The sequence below is a fragment of the Janthinobacterium sp. GMG2 genome, from assembly GCF_033949445.1.
GTDB lineage: Bacteria > Pseudomonadota > Gammaproteobacteria > Burkholderiales > Burkholderiaceae_D > Janthinobacterium > Janthinobacterium aestuarii.
The window spans coordinates 103,773-118,794 of record NZ_JAXAWA010000002.1 but is presented as its reverse complement, the minus strand read 5'-3'; the positions used below and the strand labels follow the sequence as shown (position 1 = coordinate 118,794).

Annotated in this window: 15 protein-coding genes; 1 reads left to right on the top strand and 14 read right to left on the bottom strand. The window is 64.2% G+C overall.

What is annotated here, in order from left to right:
• The first annotated feature begins 28 nt into the window (after positions 1-28).
• Positions 29-544: a DUF6265 family protein gene (locus SKZ59_RS06520; RefSeq protein ID WP_070301993.1), complete on the top strand. Its 516-nt coding sequence runs from the start codon at positions 29-31 to the stop codon at positions 542-544.
• A gap of 51 nt (positions 545-595) precedes the next feature.
• On the opposite strand, the gene SKZ59_RS06515 is transcribed toward SKZ59_RS06520, so the two are convergent.
• From SKZ59_RS06515 to SKZ59_RS06450, 14 genes are all read right to left on the bottom strand, one after another.
• Complete coding sequence (locus tag SKZ59_RS06515; protein WP_319991144.1) at positions 596-1,090, bottom strand: hypothetical protein; 495 nt, start codon at positions 1,088-1,090, stop codon at positions 596-598.
• Between the two features lie 165 nt (positions 1,091-1,255).
• Positions 1,256-2,554: an NAD(P)/FAD-dependent oxidoreductase gene (locus SKZ59_RS06510; protein WP_072453008.1), complete on the bottom strand. Its 1,299-nt coding sequence runs from the start codon at positions 2,552-2,554 to the stop codon at positions 1,256-1,258.
• Positions 2,555-2,569: 15 nt separating this feature from the next.
• On the bottom strand, positions 2,570-3,067 hold the full coding sequence (locus SKZ59_RS06505) for a hypothetical protein (protein WP_070301995.1): 498 nt from the start codon (positions 3,065-3,067) through the stop codon (positions 2,570-2,572).
• Between the two features lie 90 nt (positions 3,068-3,157).
• Positions 3,158-3,922: a transporter gene (locus tag SKZ59_RS06500; RefSeq protein WP_319991143.1), complete on the bottom strand. Its 765-nt coding sequence runs from the start codon at positions 3,920-3,922 to the stop codon at positions 3,158-3,160.
• A 77-nt stretch (positions 3,923-3,999) separates the two neighbouring features.
• Complete coding sequence (locus SKZ59_RS06495; RefSeq protein WP_319991142.1) at positions 4,000-5,655, bottom strand: methyl-accepting chemotaxis protein; 1,656 nt, start codon at positions 5,653-5,655, stop codon at positions 4,000-4,002.
• Positions 5,656-5,819: 164 nt separating this feature from the next.
• On the bottom strand, positions 5,820-7,202 hold the full coding sequence (locus SKZ59_RS06490) for a multicopper oxidase family protein (RefSeq protein WP_070301998.1): 1,383 nt from the start codon (positions 7,200-7,202) through the stop codon (positions 5,820-5,822).
• Between the two features lie 2 nt (positions 7,203-7,204).
• Complete coding sequence (locus SKZ59_RS06485; protein ID WP_319991141.1) at positions 7,205-8,563, bottom strand: TolC family protein; 1,359 nt, start codon at positions 8,561-8,563, stop codon at positions 7,205-7,207.
• Position 8,564: 1 nt separating this feature from the next.
• Positions 8,565-8,933, bottom strand: a complete 369-nt coding sequence (locus tag SKZ59_RS06480) for a hypothetical protein (protein WP_319991140.1) — start codon at positions 8,931-8,933, stop codon at positions 8,565-8,567.
• A gap of 120 nt (positions 8,934-9,053) precedes the next feature.
• Positions 9,054-9,470, bottom strand: a complete 417-nt coding sequence (locus SKZ59_RS06475; RefSeq protein WP_319991139.1) for a hypothetical protein — start codon at positions 9,468-9,470, stop codon at positions 9,054-9,056.
• A 41-nt stretch (positions 9,471-9,511) separates the two neighbouring features.
• Positions 9,512-10,048 (bottom strand): hypothetical protein, encoded by a 537-nt coding sequence (locus tag SKZ59_RS06470; RefSeq protein WP_319991138.1) that lies wholly within the window; start codon positions 10,046-10,048, stop codon positions 9,512-9,514.
• Positions 10,049-10,165: 117 nt separating this feature from the next.
• A complete protein-coding gene (locus SKZ59_RS06465; RefSeq protein WP_319991137.1) occupies positions 10,166-11,716 on the bottom strand; it encodes a sensor domain-containing diguanylate cyclase in 1,551 nt (516 codons plus the stop codon).
• Positions 11,717-11,883: 167 nt separating this feature from the next.
• Positions 11,884-12,441 (bottom strand): NAD(P)H-dependent oxidoreductase, encoded by a 558-nt coding sequence (locus SKZ59_RS06460; protein ID WP_319991136.1) that lies wholly within the window; start codon positions 12,439-12,441, stop codon positions 11,884-11,886.
• 88 nt (positions 12,442-12,529) lie between these two features.
• Entirely contained in the window at positions 12,530-13,645 is a 1,116-nt protein-coding gene (gene alr, locus SKZ59_RS06455) for an alanine racemase (RefSeq protein WP_319991135.1), read from the bottom strand.
• A 13-nt stretch (positions 13,646-13,658) separates the two neighbouring features.
• Positions 13,659-14,948, bottom strand: coding sequence for a D-amino acid dehydrogenase (locus SKZ59_RS06450; protein ID WP_070302005.1), 1,290 nt, complete (start codon positions 14,946-14,948; stop codon positions 13,659-13,661).
• Positions 14,949-15,022 lie beyond the last annotated feature (74 nt).

Here is a 15,022-nt window from a genome sequence, read left to right as displayed (position 1 = left end):
GCAGAACGATTCGACGACAGGAGACCGCATGCAAGGACTGATCCCCACCCTGCTGGCAGCGCTGCTGGCCATGGGCACCGCCCAGGCCGCCGACAATACCGTGCCGCCGCCGGAAACCGTGGACAAGCTGGCCTGGCTGGCCGGCTGCTGGAACGTCGACGGCGCCGAGCCCGGTTCCGGAGAACAATGGAGCACGGCTGCCGGCGGCACCATCCTCGGCACCAGCCGCACCGTCAAGGGCGGCAAGACGACGGCGTTTGAATTCGTGCAGATCCGCCTCACCGAGCCGGGCCAGCTGGCCTACATCGTGCAGCCGTCGGGCCAGCCGCCCGTGATCTTCAACCTGCTGCGCCAGGACAAGCCGAATGAATTCATCTTCGCCAACCTGGACAATGACTTCCCGAGCCGCATCATCTACCGCCACGACAGCGAGCGCATCTTGCACGCCAGCATTACCGGCACCTTGAAGGGCAAGCTCACCACTATCGACTTCCCCATGACGCGGGGCCGCTGCGAAGCGGCGCCAATTCCGCGCAGCAAATAACAACCGGCGTCAAGGCAGGAACCAGGGCCGCATCTTGCGGCCCTTCTTGCGTCAAGGCTGCAAGCGAACGCCCGCACCCGCAGGAGGAGGCATGGTGAAGGCGGCGGCCATGCCCAGCCAGCCAGCGAACCAGGCAATGAAGGCCGCCACGTGGCCATACTCCCAGCGTGCACGCAGGCGCGCATAGGCTGCGGCGAACTCCGCCTGGCTCACGTCGGCGCTACTCCCCCACTCCCCATTGACGGGGGCGACAAGGAAAGCCCACAGCAGCAAGGAGGCAAGCAGTGCGGCTGCCGACGCGGCCAGCAGGCGCCCCTGGGGCAGGCGCCTGGAGCGGAAAGCCAGCACGGCCACGGTCACCATGGCGGCCATTTGCACGGCGCCCCCTACCGGGCCAAACAGGGCATACAGCGTGCTTGTCACCTGCGCATACAGCGCTGGCGGATACGCCAGCTTGACGGGCAGTTCCAGCAGATGGGCGGCACCCGGCGCGAGCCCCAGGGCCGTCAAGGTCAGGGCAATGACTTGCAGTAAGCGTGATGGCATGCCTGCCTCCCCTCATCAAGCTGTCCGCTCATGGCGCGTGTGCTTGCCCTTGTTATGACCGCGGGACGGCGCTGCGGTTCCCGGCCAACGCCACTCGCGCAATGCGTACGCTGCCATAAAAAACGGGGCCTTGCGGCCCCGTTGGATTTCCTTACTTACCGCACATCAATGCAGCTTGACCTGCGGCGTGCTGCGCTTGATCAGGAAACGGCCCATGGCCATGACGGCCGTGCGCACGCTGCCCAGCACGGCATTGTGGTGCATCAGGTGCAGGCTCACATACATCATGCGCGCGACAAAGCCTTCGACGAACCAGCTCAGGCCCTTCAGCGATCCCATCAGGGTGCCGACGGAGGTGGTGCGGCCGAACGACACGAGCGAACCGTAGTCCAGGTATTCGTATGGCTTCGTTTGCGGCGGCTTGCCCTTCGCTTGCAGCAGGAATGTTTTCAGCAGGTAATCGGCTTGCTGGTGGGCAGCCTGGGCGCGCGGCGGCACCAGCTTGCCGTCCGGCCCCGTGCAGGCAGCGCAGTCGCCCAGCGCGAAAATATTCGCATGGCCCTGCACGTTGAGCATGCCCGTCACTTCCAGCTGGCCGGAACGGTTGGTCGGCAAGCCCAAAGTGGCGAGGAATTCCGGCGCGCGGATGCCGGCGGCCCACACGCAGATGTCGGCCGCATAGCTGGTGCCGCTGGCCACCGTCACCTTGTCCGCTTCGATCGTGGTGACGCGCGTATCGGTCACCACGGTGATGCCATGCTGGTGCAGCAGTTTCGAGGCGGCAATGGAGACGCGCTCGGGCAGCGGCGCCAAGATACGCGGCGCCCCTTCGAGCAGGGTGATGCGCACATCCTTGATGGCGTTGAGATTCTGAAAACCATACGCGGCATACACGCCGCTCGCTTCGCGCAATTCGGCCGCCAGCTCGACGCCTGTGGCGCCGCCGCCGATGATGACGATGTCGACACCGGGATGTCCCGCGTCGCCCTGGCGCTGCTCGGCCATGGCCAGCAGTTTCAGCAGGGTCAAGCGGAAACGTTCCGCGTCTTCCGTGGCATTGAGGGAAATCGTGTTTTCCTTGGCGCCAGGCACGCCGAAGTAATTCGACGTGCTGCCCACGGCCAGCACCAGCTGGTCATAGCTGACAGTGCGCTGCGGCAAGAGCTGCTCGTCCTTGTCCGTGGCGATGGCGCCCACGGTGAGGCTGTTCGAGCCGGCGTCGAGCGCGATCAAGGGACCATAGACATAGGTAAAACCATTGTCATGCGCCAGCATCTGGTACGACAGGCCCTCTTGATGAATGTCCAGGGTGCCGGCCGCCACTTCATGCAGCGACGGTTTCCAGATGTGGTACAGGCGGCTGTCGACCAGGGTGACCTGGCCGGGGCCGAGCTTGCGGCTGAGTTTGCAGGCCAGCTCCAGGCCGCCCGCACCTCCTCCTACGATAACGATTTTACTATGCAAATATCCTCCTGCCTGTTAATCCTTGTGCCCGTTGCCGTTGCCGCGGCCATTGCCGTTGCCATGGCCCTTGCCCGGATGGTCATCATGCTTGTCGCGCTTGCCTTCATGCTTGTCGCGCTTGTCATCATGCTTGTAGTCGTGACGGCCGCGGTCGCCGTAATCGGGACGGCCATGGTCGCCATGCTGCTGGCGGTAACGGGGCACATATTGGTTGTTATACCAACTATCTTGGACGAAATATACCTCTTGGTTACAGGCATTATACTTGCGGCAGTGCTTGGACCAGTGTTTGGCATGGCCGGGCGGCACGCGCAGATAGATCGGACGGGCCGAATAGTATTGCGGGCGCTGTACGATGACGGGCTGGGCATAGATCAGTTGCGGCGCGGGATAGTCGCCGATATCGAGGCGTCCGTAAAAGCCTGGCTGGCCGACGGTAACGGAGACGCCGACCTGGGCGACGGCAGCGGTAGCTGCCGACAGCAAGGCGGCAGCAAGAATCAGGGTTTTCATGGTGACACTCCTTTTAGTTATGCCGTCATTGTAGACCTTGTGTGACTAACTGTTTGTTCGCAAGGACACATAAGGAACTCCGTCGCAATCTCACCACAGTTTGCCCAAGGGCACGACCAAGCCGCTGAACAGCGACCAGTCCGGCGACGCCGCCGTCAAGCCGCGCGCCATGCCGATATCGATGGCCAGCCGTGGCGTGGGACTGTAGGTGGCGGCCAGCAGCAGCTGCGCCGTGGCCGCCGCGCCACGCAAGCGCGTGCCCGACACTTCCGCCGTGGCGCCCCAGCGGCCGCTAACTGGCGTGGAAAAAGAGGTCGCCCAGCCCGTCTGCACCCTGCCCGTATCCGGGTCGGACACCCCCAGGCGCGTGGCGTTCAGGTTGGCGTCCACGTGCACGGCGCCCAAGTCGCGGCTGACGATGCCGTTCAGCGACACATCGCTCTTGCCGCTGCCGATGCTGTCCTTGGCCGTCGGCAACTTCCAGCCCAGCTCCAGGCCCAGCGCCGTGGCGCTGTCGAGCAAAAAGGCGCGCTTGAGCACGACCGTCGTGTCGCCCACGCCCGTCTCGCGCCGCCCCGTGCCGTCGCGCGCGCGCACAACACCCTCGCCTTCGAGCAGCACGCCCCATTCGGGCGTGAACGCCAGTTTGAAAGCGTAAGGCAGGCTGGCGCGGCGCGTGTCGCCCGTTTTCGACAGCAGTCCGCCGGCCTCGAATTCCAGCTGGCCCGGCACGGGCAGCTGGGCGGGACTGGCCACGGAAGGCCGGTAAGGCAGGACGGGATCACCCTGCTGCGCCTGCGCCAGCGGCGCCAGGGACAGCAGCAAGGATAAGCAAAGCAAGCGGGGAGACGGCATGAAAGATCCGGAAGTGGCAAACGCGCAATAGCGACAGCCTACCACCGCCGCGCCGATTGCGCCCGGGCCCGCCGTTGTCAGGCCAGGCGCCGCACGTCCTGCCTGGCGGCCGGCGCTGAGCGGCGCAGCGGCGTGACGTTGCTGGCCGCCGGCACGGCCATCTGTTGCGCTTGGGCATGCAGGCGGAATACGCCCACCAGTTCCGTCAAGGTCTGCGCCTGGTCTTGCAGCGATTCGGCGGCGGCAGCCGCCTCTTCCACGAGGGCCGCGTTCTGCTGCGTCACCTGGTCCATCTGCAGCACGGCCTGGTTGACTTGCTCGATGCCGGCGCTTTGCTCGGCGCTGGCGGCCGTGATTTCCTGCATGATGTCGGCCACCTGGCGCACGCTGGTGACCACCTCATCCATCGTCTTGCCCGCGTCATGCACGAGTCTGGAACCGATTTCCACCTGCTCGACGGAGTCGCCGATCAGGGTCTTGATTTCCTTGGCGGCACTGGCAGAGCGTTGCGCCAGGTTGCGCACTTCCGCTGCGACGACGGCGAAACCACGTCCCTCCTCGCCCGCCCTGGCCGCTTCCACGGCCGCGTTCAAGGCCAGGATATTCGTCTGGAAGGCGATGCTGTCGATGACGCTGATGATGTCGACGATCTTGCGCGAGGACGCATTGATCGATTCCATCGTCTGCACCACCCGCCCCACCACGGCGCCGCCCTTGCCGGCCACGTCGGACGCGGCGCCGGCCAGCGCATTGGCCTGGCGCGCATTGTCCGCGTTCTGCCGCACGGCCGACGTCAGCTGCTCCATCGACGACGCCGTCTCTTCCAGCGAACTGGCCTGCTCTTCCGTACGGGACGACAAGTCGAGGTTGCCCTGGGCGATTTCACCCGAGGCCGTATTGATGGTGTCCGTGCCCGAGCGCACTTGGCTGACGATGCCCACGAGCTTGTCGCGCATGGTTTTCATGGCAAACAGCAGGCTGGCACTGTCGTGGCTGGCCGTGCGGATCTCGACGGTGAGGTCGCCCTCGGCGATGGCGCCAGCGATCTTGACGGCATACGCCGGTTCGCCACCGAGCTGGCGCGTCAGTCCGCGCGTGATCAGCGCCCCGAGCGCCAGACCGGCCGCCACGCTGCCCAGCACGAGCGCGATCATGAAGCTGCGGCTGGCCTGGTACACGCCCGATGCCTGCTCGGCAGCCGCCTTGGCCCGCGCTTCCTTCTGCAATGACAATTTATCGAGCACGCCGTCCAGCTCATCGGCGTGCTGGCGCGTCTTGGCCAGCAGCGCCGTCAGCTGCGCGCTGCGCTGCGCCAGCGGCTCGGCCGCCGCCAGCGCCAGCGACTGCTGCAAGGTGCTCACATACTCGGCCTCAACGGTGGCGAAGCGGGCAAACAGCTCCTTGGCGGCCGGCGTGACGAACAGCGGCTGGGCCTTGGCCAGGTTGTTCTTGTTCTCTTCCAGGTATTTGGCGATATCGGCCTGGCGCCCGGCGCGCTCTTCGCTGGTGGTAGCCAGCAGGAAATTGCTGCGCGCGCGGCCCACCTTGATCAGGGCGATATTGGCTTCCTTGATGTACGAGAGCCCCAGCAGCTCATGGTTGTACATCTGCCCCGCCATGGTATCGATCTTGCCCATGTTGAAAATGCCGATGCCGGCCACGATGGCCCCCATCAGCGCGACGCAAAAGAAGGCCGCGAGCAGGCGCGTCCCCACTCTCATTTGATTCAACATGTTTCCTCCTAGGCAAGACGATAGCCAATAATTCAAGCGTATGACTTGAATATAAGGAAAAAACAGTCACTAAAATGCTCGGATTGTCACTAAGCAACAATTCATTGATTTGAAGCAACACACCCCGGAGCTTGCCGTGTTAGCAAGTCCCCGGGAGGGGCGCATCAATGCCCGCTGTGCCCACCTGGCTTGCGCACCGTCATCTCCACGCCGCTTTTTGTCACCGGCTTGCCCGCGCCCTGGCCGCGCACCGGTGCCGGCAAGGCGCCCGTCCATTCATGGGCCACGCTGCCGGCCGGATGCTTGTACCAGCCCGGGTCGCGGTAGTCGCCCGGTTTCTGGTCTTTGCGTACCTTGACCGTGGTAAACATACCGCCCATGCCGATGGCGCCGAAGGGGCCGTCTCCCGCCATCATCGGCAGGGTATTGTCGGGAATCGGCATCTGCATTTCACCCATGTCGGCCATGCCCCGTTCGCCCATCACCATGTAGCCGGGCACGAGCTGGTTGATCTTCGCCGCCACGCCCTGGTGGTCGACGCCGATCATGGTGGGCACATCATGTCCCATGGCATTCATCGTGTGGTGCGATTTGTGGCAGTGGAAAGCCCAGTCGCCAAGGTCCGTGGCGGTAAACTCCACGGCGCGCATCTGGCCCACGGCAATATCGGTCGTCACTTCGGGCCAGCGCGATTCGGGGCGCGTCCAGCCGCCATCGGTGCCCGTCACCTCGAATTCGTGGCCATGCATGTGGATCGGGTGGTTCGTCATGGTGAGATTGCCCACGCGCACGCGCACCTTGTCGCCCTGGCGCACGACCATCGGGTCGATGCCGGGGAAGACGCGGCTGTTGAAGGTGAACAAATTGAAATCCGTCATGGTCATGATCTTCGGCGTGTAGCTGCCGGGATCGATGTCGTAGTTGCTGAGCAAGAAGACGAAATCGCGGTCCACCTTCATGAAGTTCGGGTCTTTCGGGTGCGTGACCCAGAAACCCATCATGCCCATGGCCATCTGCGTCATTTCATCGGCATGCGGGTGGTACATGAAGGTGCCGGGCCGCTTGGCAACGAATTCATAGACGAAGGTCTTACCGGGGGCGATGCCCGGCTGGGTCAGTCCCGTGACGCCATCCATGCCGTTCGGCAAACGCTGGCCATGCCAATGCACGCTCGTGTGTTCCGGCAATTTGTTGGTGACAAAGATGCGCACGCGGTCGCCCTCCACCACTTCGATCGTCGGCCCTGGCGACTGGCCGTTATAGCCCCACAGGTTCGCTTGCATGCCGGGCGCCAGTTCGCGCACGACGGGTTCGGCCACCAGATGGAATTCCTTGACGTTGTTGTTCATACGCCAGGGCAAGGACCAGCCGTTGAGGGTGACGACGGGATTGTACGGGCGCCCGTTCGGAGGTGGTGGCGGCGCCTTGGTATCGGCGCCGGCCATGCTGACGGCTTCCGGCAACGAGGCCGCACCGACTCGGCTGACAGCGGCCGCACTCAGGGCGACGGCGCCCGCATTCATGAAAAAGTTTCTACGTGTAATCATCATTATTCCTTGTTGGCTGGGCCGCTGCCATTGATGGCTGACTGCAATTCGGTTTGCGCGATCCAGAAATCGCGCTGGGTTTCGATGGCGCTGTTGACGCTGGCGACCTGTTCGCGCGCGTCGGCCAGCAGCTCGAAGACGCTGGCCAGCATGCCGTTGTAGCGCAGCAATACTTCATGCGAGATCGTCTTGCGCAGCGGCACGACTTCATCGCGGTAGTGGCGCGCCAGGTCGTAGGCCGTGCGGTAGCTCGAATACGCTTCGCGCACTTCCGAGCGGGCTTTGACAGCCGTCCCCGCCGTGCGCTGCAGCGACTGCTCGTACAGCGCTTGCGCCTTCGCATTGCGCGCCGAGCCCCAGTCGAACAGCGGCAGTTCCAGCGACACTTCATAGCCGTTTTCGCGCGGCGCCTCGCTGCTGCTCTTGTTGGTGTAGCCCACGTCGAGCACATTGACGAAGCCCGTCACCTTGGACAAGCCCAGCGCATCGGCCGTCGCATGCACGTCGAGTTTCGCTCTTTGCACGTCGAGGCGCTGCTCCATCGCCTGCGCCTCGATATTGCCCGCGTCCGCCGCCTGGGCCGGCAAGTCGGGCAAGCGCGACGGTAAAGTAAAGCTGGTCTGCTTGCCCCACAGGCCCAGCAAGCGCGTCAGGTGCTCGCGCGTCACCAATGCCTGGTGACGGGCGCGGGCCAGGTCGCCGACGGCGTCCGCATAAAACACTTGCTGGCGCGCCTGGTCGAGGCGGCTCCAGTTGCCCGCCTGCTGCAAGCGCGTGGCCAGTTCGGCGCCAGCCTCGGCCGACAGCAGCGCGCGCTGCATGAACGCTTCCGTCTGCACGGCGGCCACGGCGTTGAAGTAGGCGCGGCGCGTGTCGGATGCCAGTTGCACGGCGCTGCTGGCGGCCTGCAGCTTGGCTTGCTCGAAACGCCCCCGCTCGATGTTCACGCGCATCGGCATGGTCAGCAGGCCGGCCAGGTCGAAGCTGACGCCGCGGTCGATTTCATTGCCGTGGCTGCCGTGCGAGCGGCCGAACGACAGGCCGGGATTGCGCAAGCGCCCCGCTTGCACGAGGTCCGATTCGGACGCGCCCAGCTCGGCCAGCGCTACTTTCATGCCGTGGTTGTTCATCAGGGCGATGCGCACGGCGCTGTCGGCGTCCAGGGGCTGGGCCAGCAATTGCGTCAGCTTGTCCTCGCCGCCCTTGTCCGCCAGCGCCGCCGGGGCGCCCGTGCGGGCGTCGGCCAGCGCGGAGACCGTCTGCATGCCGCCATCCTGGCTGAAGCTGGCGCAGCCGCTGAGCAGCAGGACGGCCGCCAGGGCCAGCGGCGTGAGGCCATACGGGTTCTTGAAACGCGTCATGTCAGTGTCCTTCATGCTGGTGGTGCTGATGTTGCGGGGCAGGCTTATCCGGCTTGGGGCTGGGGTTGGGCTGGGCCATCGGCATCTTGTGCCCTTCCATTTTGTGCCCTTCCATTTTGTGGCCGTCCATCTTGTGGCCATCCATTTTCATCATGCCCATGTGGCCGCCGGCCTTGCCGACTTTGTCGTTGACGGCGCGCCAGGTCTGGTCGGGCGTGGCCTCGTCCTCGGCGGCGGGACGGTAGCCGGCAAAGGCGGAGCGGTAGGTGGTGGCCGGCACGGATGCTTGCGCCTCTTGCGGGGCGGGCTGGGACTGCGCTGCGGCAGCCAGCGGCAGCACAGCCAGCGCGAAGCTGAACAGGTGTTTCATGGTGTTCCTTGAATGACAGGGTATGGCGCGGCGGGCGCGCGACTGGAACGCTGGCGCGGCCGGTGCAAGGCTCAGGATGCTGGGACGTGCGACGGCGGCACCGCCAGGTTCAACGGGCGGTCAGGCGGAGCGCGTGCTTCTTGGGGGACGTTCGGGACCAGGCGGGATATGCCCGGCGAACAGGGAGTCGGGCGCCAGCGCCGGAGGCGGCGCGCGCAGGGTCAAGGCGTGCAAGGCAGGCATGCCGGGCGGCGCCGTGGCACCCACAGTGCAAGCGCCATGGTTGCTGCAATCATGGCCGTGGTGCGTGGCGCCGCCATCGTCCATGGCCATTTTCATCGGCTGGTTCTGCATGTGCATGCCGGCCATGTCGTGGCACTGGGGCGCCTGCACTGCCTCGACGGCGACCGTGACCGTGACCGCCAGCTCATCCACGCAGCAGCTGCGCATGGCCGACGCAAAGCCCTGCAAGGGCAGCGTGACGGCTAGCAGCCAGAGCAGCGAGCGGGCGAGAAAGCGGAAAAAGGCACGGTTCATGGCACAACTATAAACCTTCCCACATGAGGAAGGTCAAGCCCCTATTTACGGACATAGCCGTGCGTCAGCCAGATGACGTAGGTGCCGTAGTAGCCCTGCCCTTCGAATATGACCTGACCATCGGCAAAAGAGACTGTCTCCACTTCATTGACGATGAAATACGCGCGGTTGTCCGCCGCCTCCACATCACCCCAGTAGCGTGGAACCTGACTCCGGTAGCCGCTGGCTCGCCCGATCGCGTCCATTAAATCGCTGATCATGAAGTCGTACAGCATTTCGGCCAGCAGCTGCCGGTGGCCCGCCAGCATGGCCGTGATGTCGGGATAGCCCGCTTCCTTGAGCGCGGGCAAGTCGCTTTCCTCGTCCTGCAGGTCGTCCTCGCGGCAAGTCTGGATAAAACTGTTGAACGGCTCGTCGAGCAAATCCGCCAGCGCCGCTTCCGGCACGCTCAGGCGGAACGGGTGCAGCGGCAGCACGCTGTGCTGGCCATAGTTGAGTCCGCGGCAGCCTAGGAAGGACAGCGGGTGCGGCTGTCCAGCGACTTCGCAGCGGATGCCAGGTGCTTGCTCAAACGTCATCAATATCCATCCCTGCCATGCCCGTTGTCCTCGTTGTAGCTGATCAGGGTCACATGGTAAGCGCTGGCGGGCAAAGCGGACAGGCTCAGATGCAACAGAAAACAGCGGATCAGTTTATCAGGCAGGCTCCGTGATGCCCACGCAATTGCGTCCGTTTTCCTTGGCCACGTACAGCGCGGCATCGGCAGCCAGCAGCACGGCGTCCGTGGTGCCCGCCTCCTGTTCCGACGACACGACGCCCAGCGAGACCGTGATGGCGCCTGCGCCGGGAATCACGGCGGCGGCCACCCTGGCGCGCAAACGCTCGGCCACCTGCAGGGCCGCGTCGAGGTCGGCGTCGGGCAGCAGCATGATGAATTCATCGCCGCCAGTACGGCACAGCACGTCGGCATCGCGCGAACAGGCGCGCATCAGCTGCGCCAGGCGCAGGATGACGTCGTCGCCCACGGCATGGCCCCACTGGTCGTTGACTTGCTTGAAATGGTCGATGTCGATGGCGATGACGGAAAACGGCCGCGCCTGCGCCTGCCAGACGTCGAGCGCCGCCGCCATGCCGCGCCGGTTCGACAGGCCTGTCAGCGGGTCTGTCTGCACGTCGGTCTTCAACTTGCCGATCTTGTTCTGCAACAACGCCAAGCCCTTCAGCAGGGCTTTCTTGATTTGCGCCGCCTCCACATACCAGGCACGGATGCCGGCGATGTGCTCGGCCGTGCCGGGCGCATCCATGCGCCGCGCGCCGTCGGCCAGCTGCATCAGGGGGCGTGAAATCAGGCTGGCCAGCCACCAGATGAATGGCAGGCTCAGCAAGGCGATCGGCAGCGAATGCCATACCGTGTTGGCCATCAGCTGGTTCAGCGGGGCCAGGGTCATGGCCGTGGGACGCTGCGCCACGATGCCCCAGCCCGTCGACGGCATGACGGCGTAGCCGGCCAGCATGTCCACGCCCAGGCTGTTGCTCATGCGCCGGTTGCCGCCGCCCTGCTGCGCGACGATGGTGTCGATGACGTCATTCTTGCCGGCCAGGTCGCCCAGACGCTCGGGGTCCGGGTGGTACAGCAGGCGCCGGTTCTGGTCCACCACGTACAGGTAGGAGCCGTCGCGGTAGTAATGCTGGCCCAGCATGGTGTACAGGATGTTTTTCTGTTTCAGGTAGATGCTGCCGCCCACATAACCGAGGTAGCGGCCATCCTTGCCAATGATGGGATGCGAAATGAAGACCACCAGGTTGCCGGCCGAGGAAACGTAGGGCTGCGTCACCAGCGGGCGCCGTTCGCGCAGCGCCTGCACGGCGCCGACGGAGTCGAGCGTGCGGTTTTTCAGGGCCAGCGTTTCCGGCGACACGCCCAGCACCTTGCCGTCCGCATCGACGATGAGCACGGAATTGAAGCTGTTCGTTTGCAAACGCAGGCGCTGCGCCTCATCCGTCAGCCAGGCGTCGTCGCCCATGCGCGATGGCAGGCTGCCGGCGCTGTAGGCCAGTTGCTGGCGCGCCGACTGCAGGAAATCCTCGGCCGTGCTGGCCAGCTTGCTCGCATACGCGTGGTTCGCTTCCAGGGTCGTATCGATCAGCAGTTGGCGCTGCACGCTGTAGCTGGCATAGAAGGTATTGGCCAGGGACACCAGGGCGCTGATAAAGGCCACGAGCACGATCAAACGGCGCAGATTCATGCGCAGAACAGGTTTAGTCCACATGGGGTCGGCAAGAAATTGGAAAGTATTGCGCTAAAGAAAGAGCGCATTATACCGAGACGCCCGTGCCAATATTGAAATATTGGCATCCATGGTCAAAGAAAATGTACAAGCGGCAACGCAGAACGCTGCCGCTTTGATCTGCATCAAGCGTGGATAGCGTGCTTGCGGACCCAGTCCACGTAGCGCTGCATCCAGCCCTGGAAGAAACCGAGGCTGGCCGGACCGATGCCGCCATGCTCGTCAAACAGGCCATCCTTGGCCTGGATAAACATCTCGGGCTGTCCCAGCAGCGGCACGTCCAGGTAGGACAGCACATTGCGCAAATGCTGCTGCGCCAGGGCCGTGCCCGTGGCACCGACGGACACGCCGAGCACGGCACCCGGCTTGCCGCCCCACACGCTCTGGCCATACGGACGCGAACCGTGGTCGAGCGCGTTTTTCAGCACGCCGGGAATCGAGCGGTTGTATTCGGGAGTGAGGAAGAGCAAGGCTTGCGAGGCGGAAATGTCGGATTTGAGGCGCAGCACCTGCTCGGCCTGTGCGCCATCGTCATCCTGGTTGTACAGCGGCAAGTCGCCAATTTCGATGTACTTGAAGGAAAATTCGGGCGGCGCCAGCTTGACGATGGCGTCGGCCAGCTTGCGGTTGAAGGAATCCTTGCGCAGGCTGCCGACGATGATAGCAACGTTATATTGGCTCATATATATCCCCGATGATGGTTAAAAAGAAGCCCCGGAGTGGAGTTCACACCGGGGCTATCTTGCCACACAATCATGGGTTTCGCGCTGCTTAGCGTGCGCCAGCCAATCCCTGGTATTCGCGGTAGTAGCGCCCGCCCAGATTGGTCAGCACCTCGTAGCCGATGGTATTGGCCATGGCCGCGACGGCATCGACCGGGTGTTCGGCGCAGATCAGGTCGACCAGGCTGCCCGGCGCGACGCGCTCTTCGGCGATGGCGCTCACATCGAGCGTGATGGAATCCATCGAGATGGCGCCGATCTGCGGCACTTTCACGCCATCGACGATGGCCAGGCCCTGGTTGCTCATGCTGCGCAGCCAGCCATCGGCGTAACCGACGGAAACAGTGGCCACCTGGCGCGGCTCGCTGGCCGTGTAGCGGCGGCTGTAGCCCACGTGGTCGCCGGCGGCAATCGTGCGCGTCTGCAAGACCTTGCCTTGCAGGCGCACCACGGAGCGCAGGGGATTCGGTTCGCCGCCCTGCGGCCCGATGCCGTACAGGGCCGCGCCCGGGCGCACCAGGTCAAAGTGATAATCGGGCGACAAAAAGATGCCCGAGGAATTGGCCAGGCTGGCGCGGTACTGCGGCAAACGGGCGCGGATGGCCGTGAAACGGGCCAGCTGCTCGCCATTCATGGGGTTGCTGCGTTCGTCGGCGCAAGCCAGGTGGCTCATGAGGTAGCGCACTTTGATGCCGTCGAGAAAGTGCGGATCCCGCAGCCAAGCGTCGATTTCCTGCGGCGACAAACCCATGCGCGACATGCCCGTGTCGACCTGCACATTCGCTTCCAAGGTTTTGCCCAGCGCCTTCGCATGCGCGCGCCAGCCAGCCACCTGCGGCTCGCTGTTGAGCACGGGAATCAGGCCATGGGCCGTGAATTCGCCTTCCGTGCCGACGGGCGGACCGTGCAGCACGAAGATGTCGGCGTCCGGCGCCACATGCGGGCGCAGGCTGATGCCCTCTTCCAGGTGCGCCACGAAAAAGTGGCGGCAGCCTTCTTCATACAGGGCCGCGCCCACTTGCGCGGCGCCCAGGCCATACGCGTCGGACTTCACGACGGCCGAGCAGGCGGCCGGGTGCGCCTTGTCGCGCAGCAAGCGGTAGTTGGCGCGCACGGCGTCCAGGTCCACCGTCAGGATGGCGCCGCTACGTTCCTTCGGAGGCATACTGGCCCCCATCTCAGGCCGCCGCGTGCTGCAGTTTGCCATGGCCCTGCGCGCCGCTGTAGCGGCTGACGGACAGGTCGTCGGCCAGGATGGCCGGCTTCTTCGACGACATCAGGTCGGCCAGCAATTGCGCCGAACCGCAGGACATGGTCCAGCCCAGGGTGCCGTGGCCCGTGTTGAGGAACAGGTTGCGCAGCGGCGTGCGGCCGACGATCGGCGTGCCGTCCGGCGTCATCGGACGCAAGCCCGTCCAGAAGGTCGCTTCCGCCGTATTGCCGCCGCCAGGGAACAGGTCGTTGACGACCATTTCCAGGGTTTCGCGGCGGCGCGGGTTCAGGTTCAGGTTGTAGCCGGCGATTTCCGCCATGCCGCCCACGCGGATGCGGTCATCGAAACGCGTCACGGCAATCTTGTAGGTTTCATCGAGGATGGTCGACACGGGCGCCTTGGACGCGTTGACGATCGGCACGGTGATCGAATAGCCTTTCAATGGATACACGGGAATATCGAGCAGCGGCTTCATGAAGCCCGTCGAATAGGAACCGAGCGCCACCACATAGGAATCGGCCTTGACGATTTCCGCGCCGCACTGCACGCCGGCGATTTCATCGCCCTGCGTCAGCAGCGCGTCGATCGATACGCCGTAACGGAACTTTACGCCCAGCGCCACGGCCATTTCCGACAGGCGCGTGGTAAACAGCTGGCAATCGCCCGTTTCATCGTTGGGCAGGCGCAAGCCGCCGAACAGCTTATCCTTGACGGCTTCCAGGGCCGGTTCGGCGCGCGACAGTTCGTTGCGCTGCAGTACTTCGTACGGCACGCCAGCGTCTTTCAACACTTCGATATCCTTGGCCGCATCGTTGTATTGCTTTTCGGTGCGGAACAATTGCATCGTGCCTTGCTGGCGGCCTTCGTAGGTGATGCCCGCCTCGGCGCGCAGGACCTTGAAGCAGTCGCGGCTGTATTCGGCCAGGCGCACCATGCGTTCCTTGTTCACGGCATACGCTTCCGGTGTGCAATTACGCAACATCTGCCACATCCATTTCAGCTGGGCGGCGCTGCCGTCGAGCGAGATGGCCAGGGGCGCGTGGCGCTGCATCATCCACTTCACGGCTTTCAGGGGAATGCCGGGCGCAGCCCATGGCGAAGCGTAGCCGGGCGAGATTTGCCCCGCATTCGCGAAGCTGGTTTCCAGTGCCGGGCCCGGCTGACGGTCGATGACGGTCACCTCATGTCCTGCCTTGGCCAGATAGTAAGCACTGGTGACGCCGATGACGCCGCTACCCAGAATCACGATACGCATAGTTTCCTCATTATATTTTTTTAGGCTGACGCCAGATTAACCGCTATCATATTGGGAAAGAGCCAGTATTTGTT

Excerpts from the sequence above, each read along its gene's own strand:
- SKZ59_RS06520 (WP_070301993.1), top strand. The coding sequence starts at position 29 with ATGCAAGGACTGATCCCCACCCTGCTGGCAGCGCTGCTGGCCATGGGC.
- SKZ59_RS06515 (WP_319991144.1), bottom strand. The coding sequence starts at position 1,090 with ATGCCATCACGCTTACTGCAAGTCATTGCCCTGACCTTGACGGCCCTG.
- SKZ59_RS06505 (WP_070301995.1), bottom strand. The coding sequence starts at position 3,067 with ATGAAAACCCTGATTCTTGCTGCCGCCTTGCTGTCGGCAGCTACCGCT.
- SKZ59_RS06500 (WP_319991143.1), bottom strand. The coding sequence starts at position 3,922 with ATGCCGTCTCCCCGCTTGCTTTGCTTATCCTTGCTGCTGTCCCTGGCG.
- SKZ59_RS06495 (WP_319991142.1), bottom strand. The coding sequence starts at position 5,655 with ATGTTGAATCAAATGAGAGTGGGGACGCGCCTGCTCGCGGCCTTCTTT.
- SKZ59_RS06490 (WP_070301998.1), bottom strand. The coding sequence starts at position 7,202 with ATGATTACACGTAGAAACTTTTTCATGAATGCGGGCGCCGTCGCCCTG.
- SKZ59_RS06485 (WP_319991141.1), bottom strand. The coding sequence starts at position 8,563 with ATGACGCGTTTCAAGAACCCGTATGGCCTCACGCCGCTGGCCCTGGCG.
- SKZ59_RS06480 (WP_319991140.1), bottom strand. The coding sequence starts at position 8,933 with ATGAAACACCTGTTCAGCTTCGCGCTGGCTGTGCTGCCGCTGGCTGCC.
- SKZ59_RS06475 (WP_319991139.1), bottom strand. The coding sequence starts at position 9,470 with ATGAACCGTGCCTTTTTCCGCTTTCTCGCCCGCTCGCTGCTCTGGCTG.
- SKZ59_RS06470 (WP_319991138.1), bottom strand. The coding sequence starts at position 10,048 with ATGACGTTTGAGCAAGCACCTGGCATCCGCTGCGAAGTCGCTGGACAG.
- SKZ59_RS06465 (WP_319991137.1), bottom strand. The coding sequence starts at position 11,716 with ATGAATCTGCGCCGTTTGATCGTGCTCGTGGCCTTTATCAGCGCCCTG.
- SKZ59_RS06460 (WP_319991136.1), bottom strand. The coding sequence starts at position 12,441 with ATGAGCCAATATAACGTTGCTATCATCGTCGGCAGCCTGCGCAAGGAT.
- alr (WP_319991135.1), bottom strand. The coding sequence starts at position 13,645 with ATGCCTCCGAAGGAACGTAGCGGCGCCATCCTGACGGTGGACCTGGAC.
- SKZ59_RS06450 (WP_070302005.1), bottom strand. The coding sequence starts at position 14,948 with ATGCGTATCGTGATTCTGGGTAGCGGCGTCATCGGCGTCACCAGTGCT.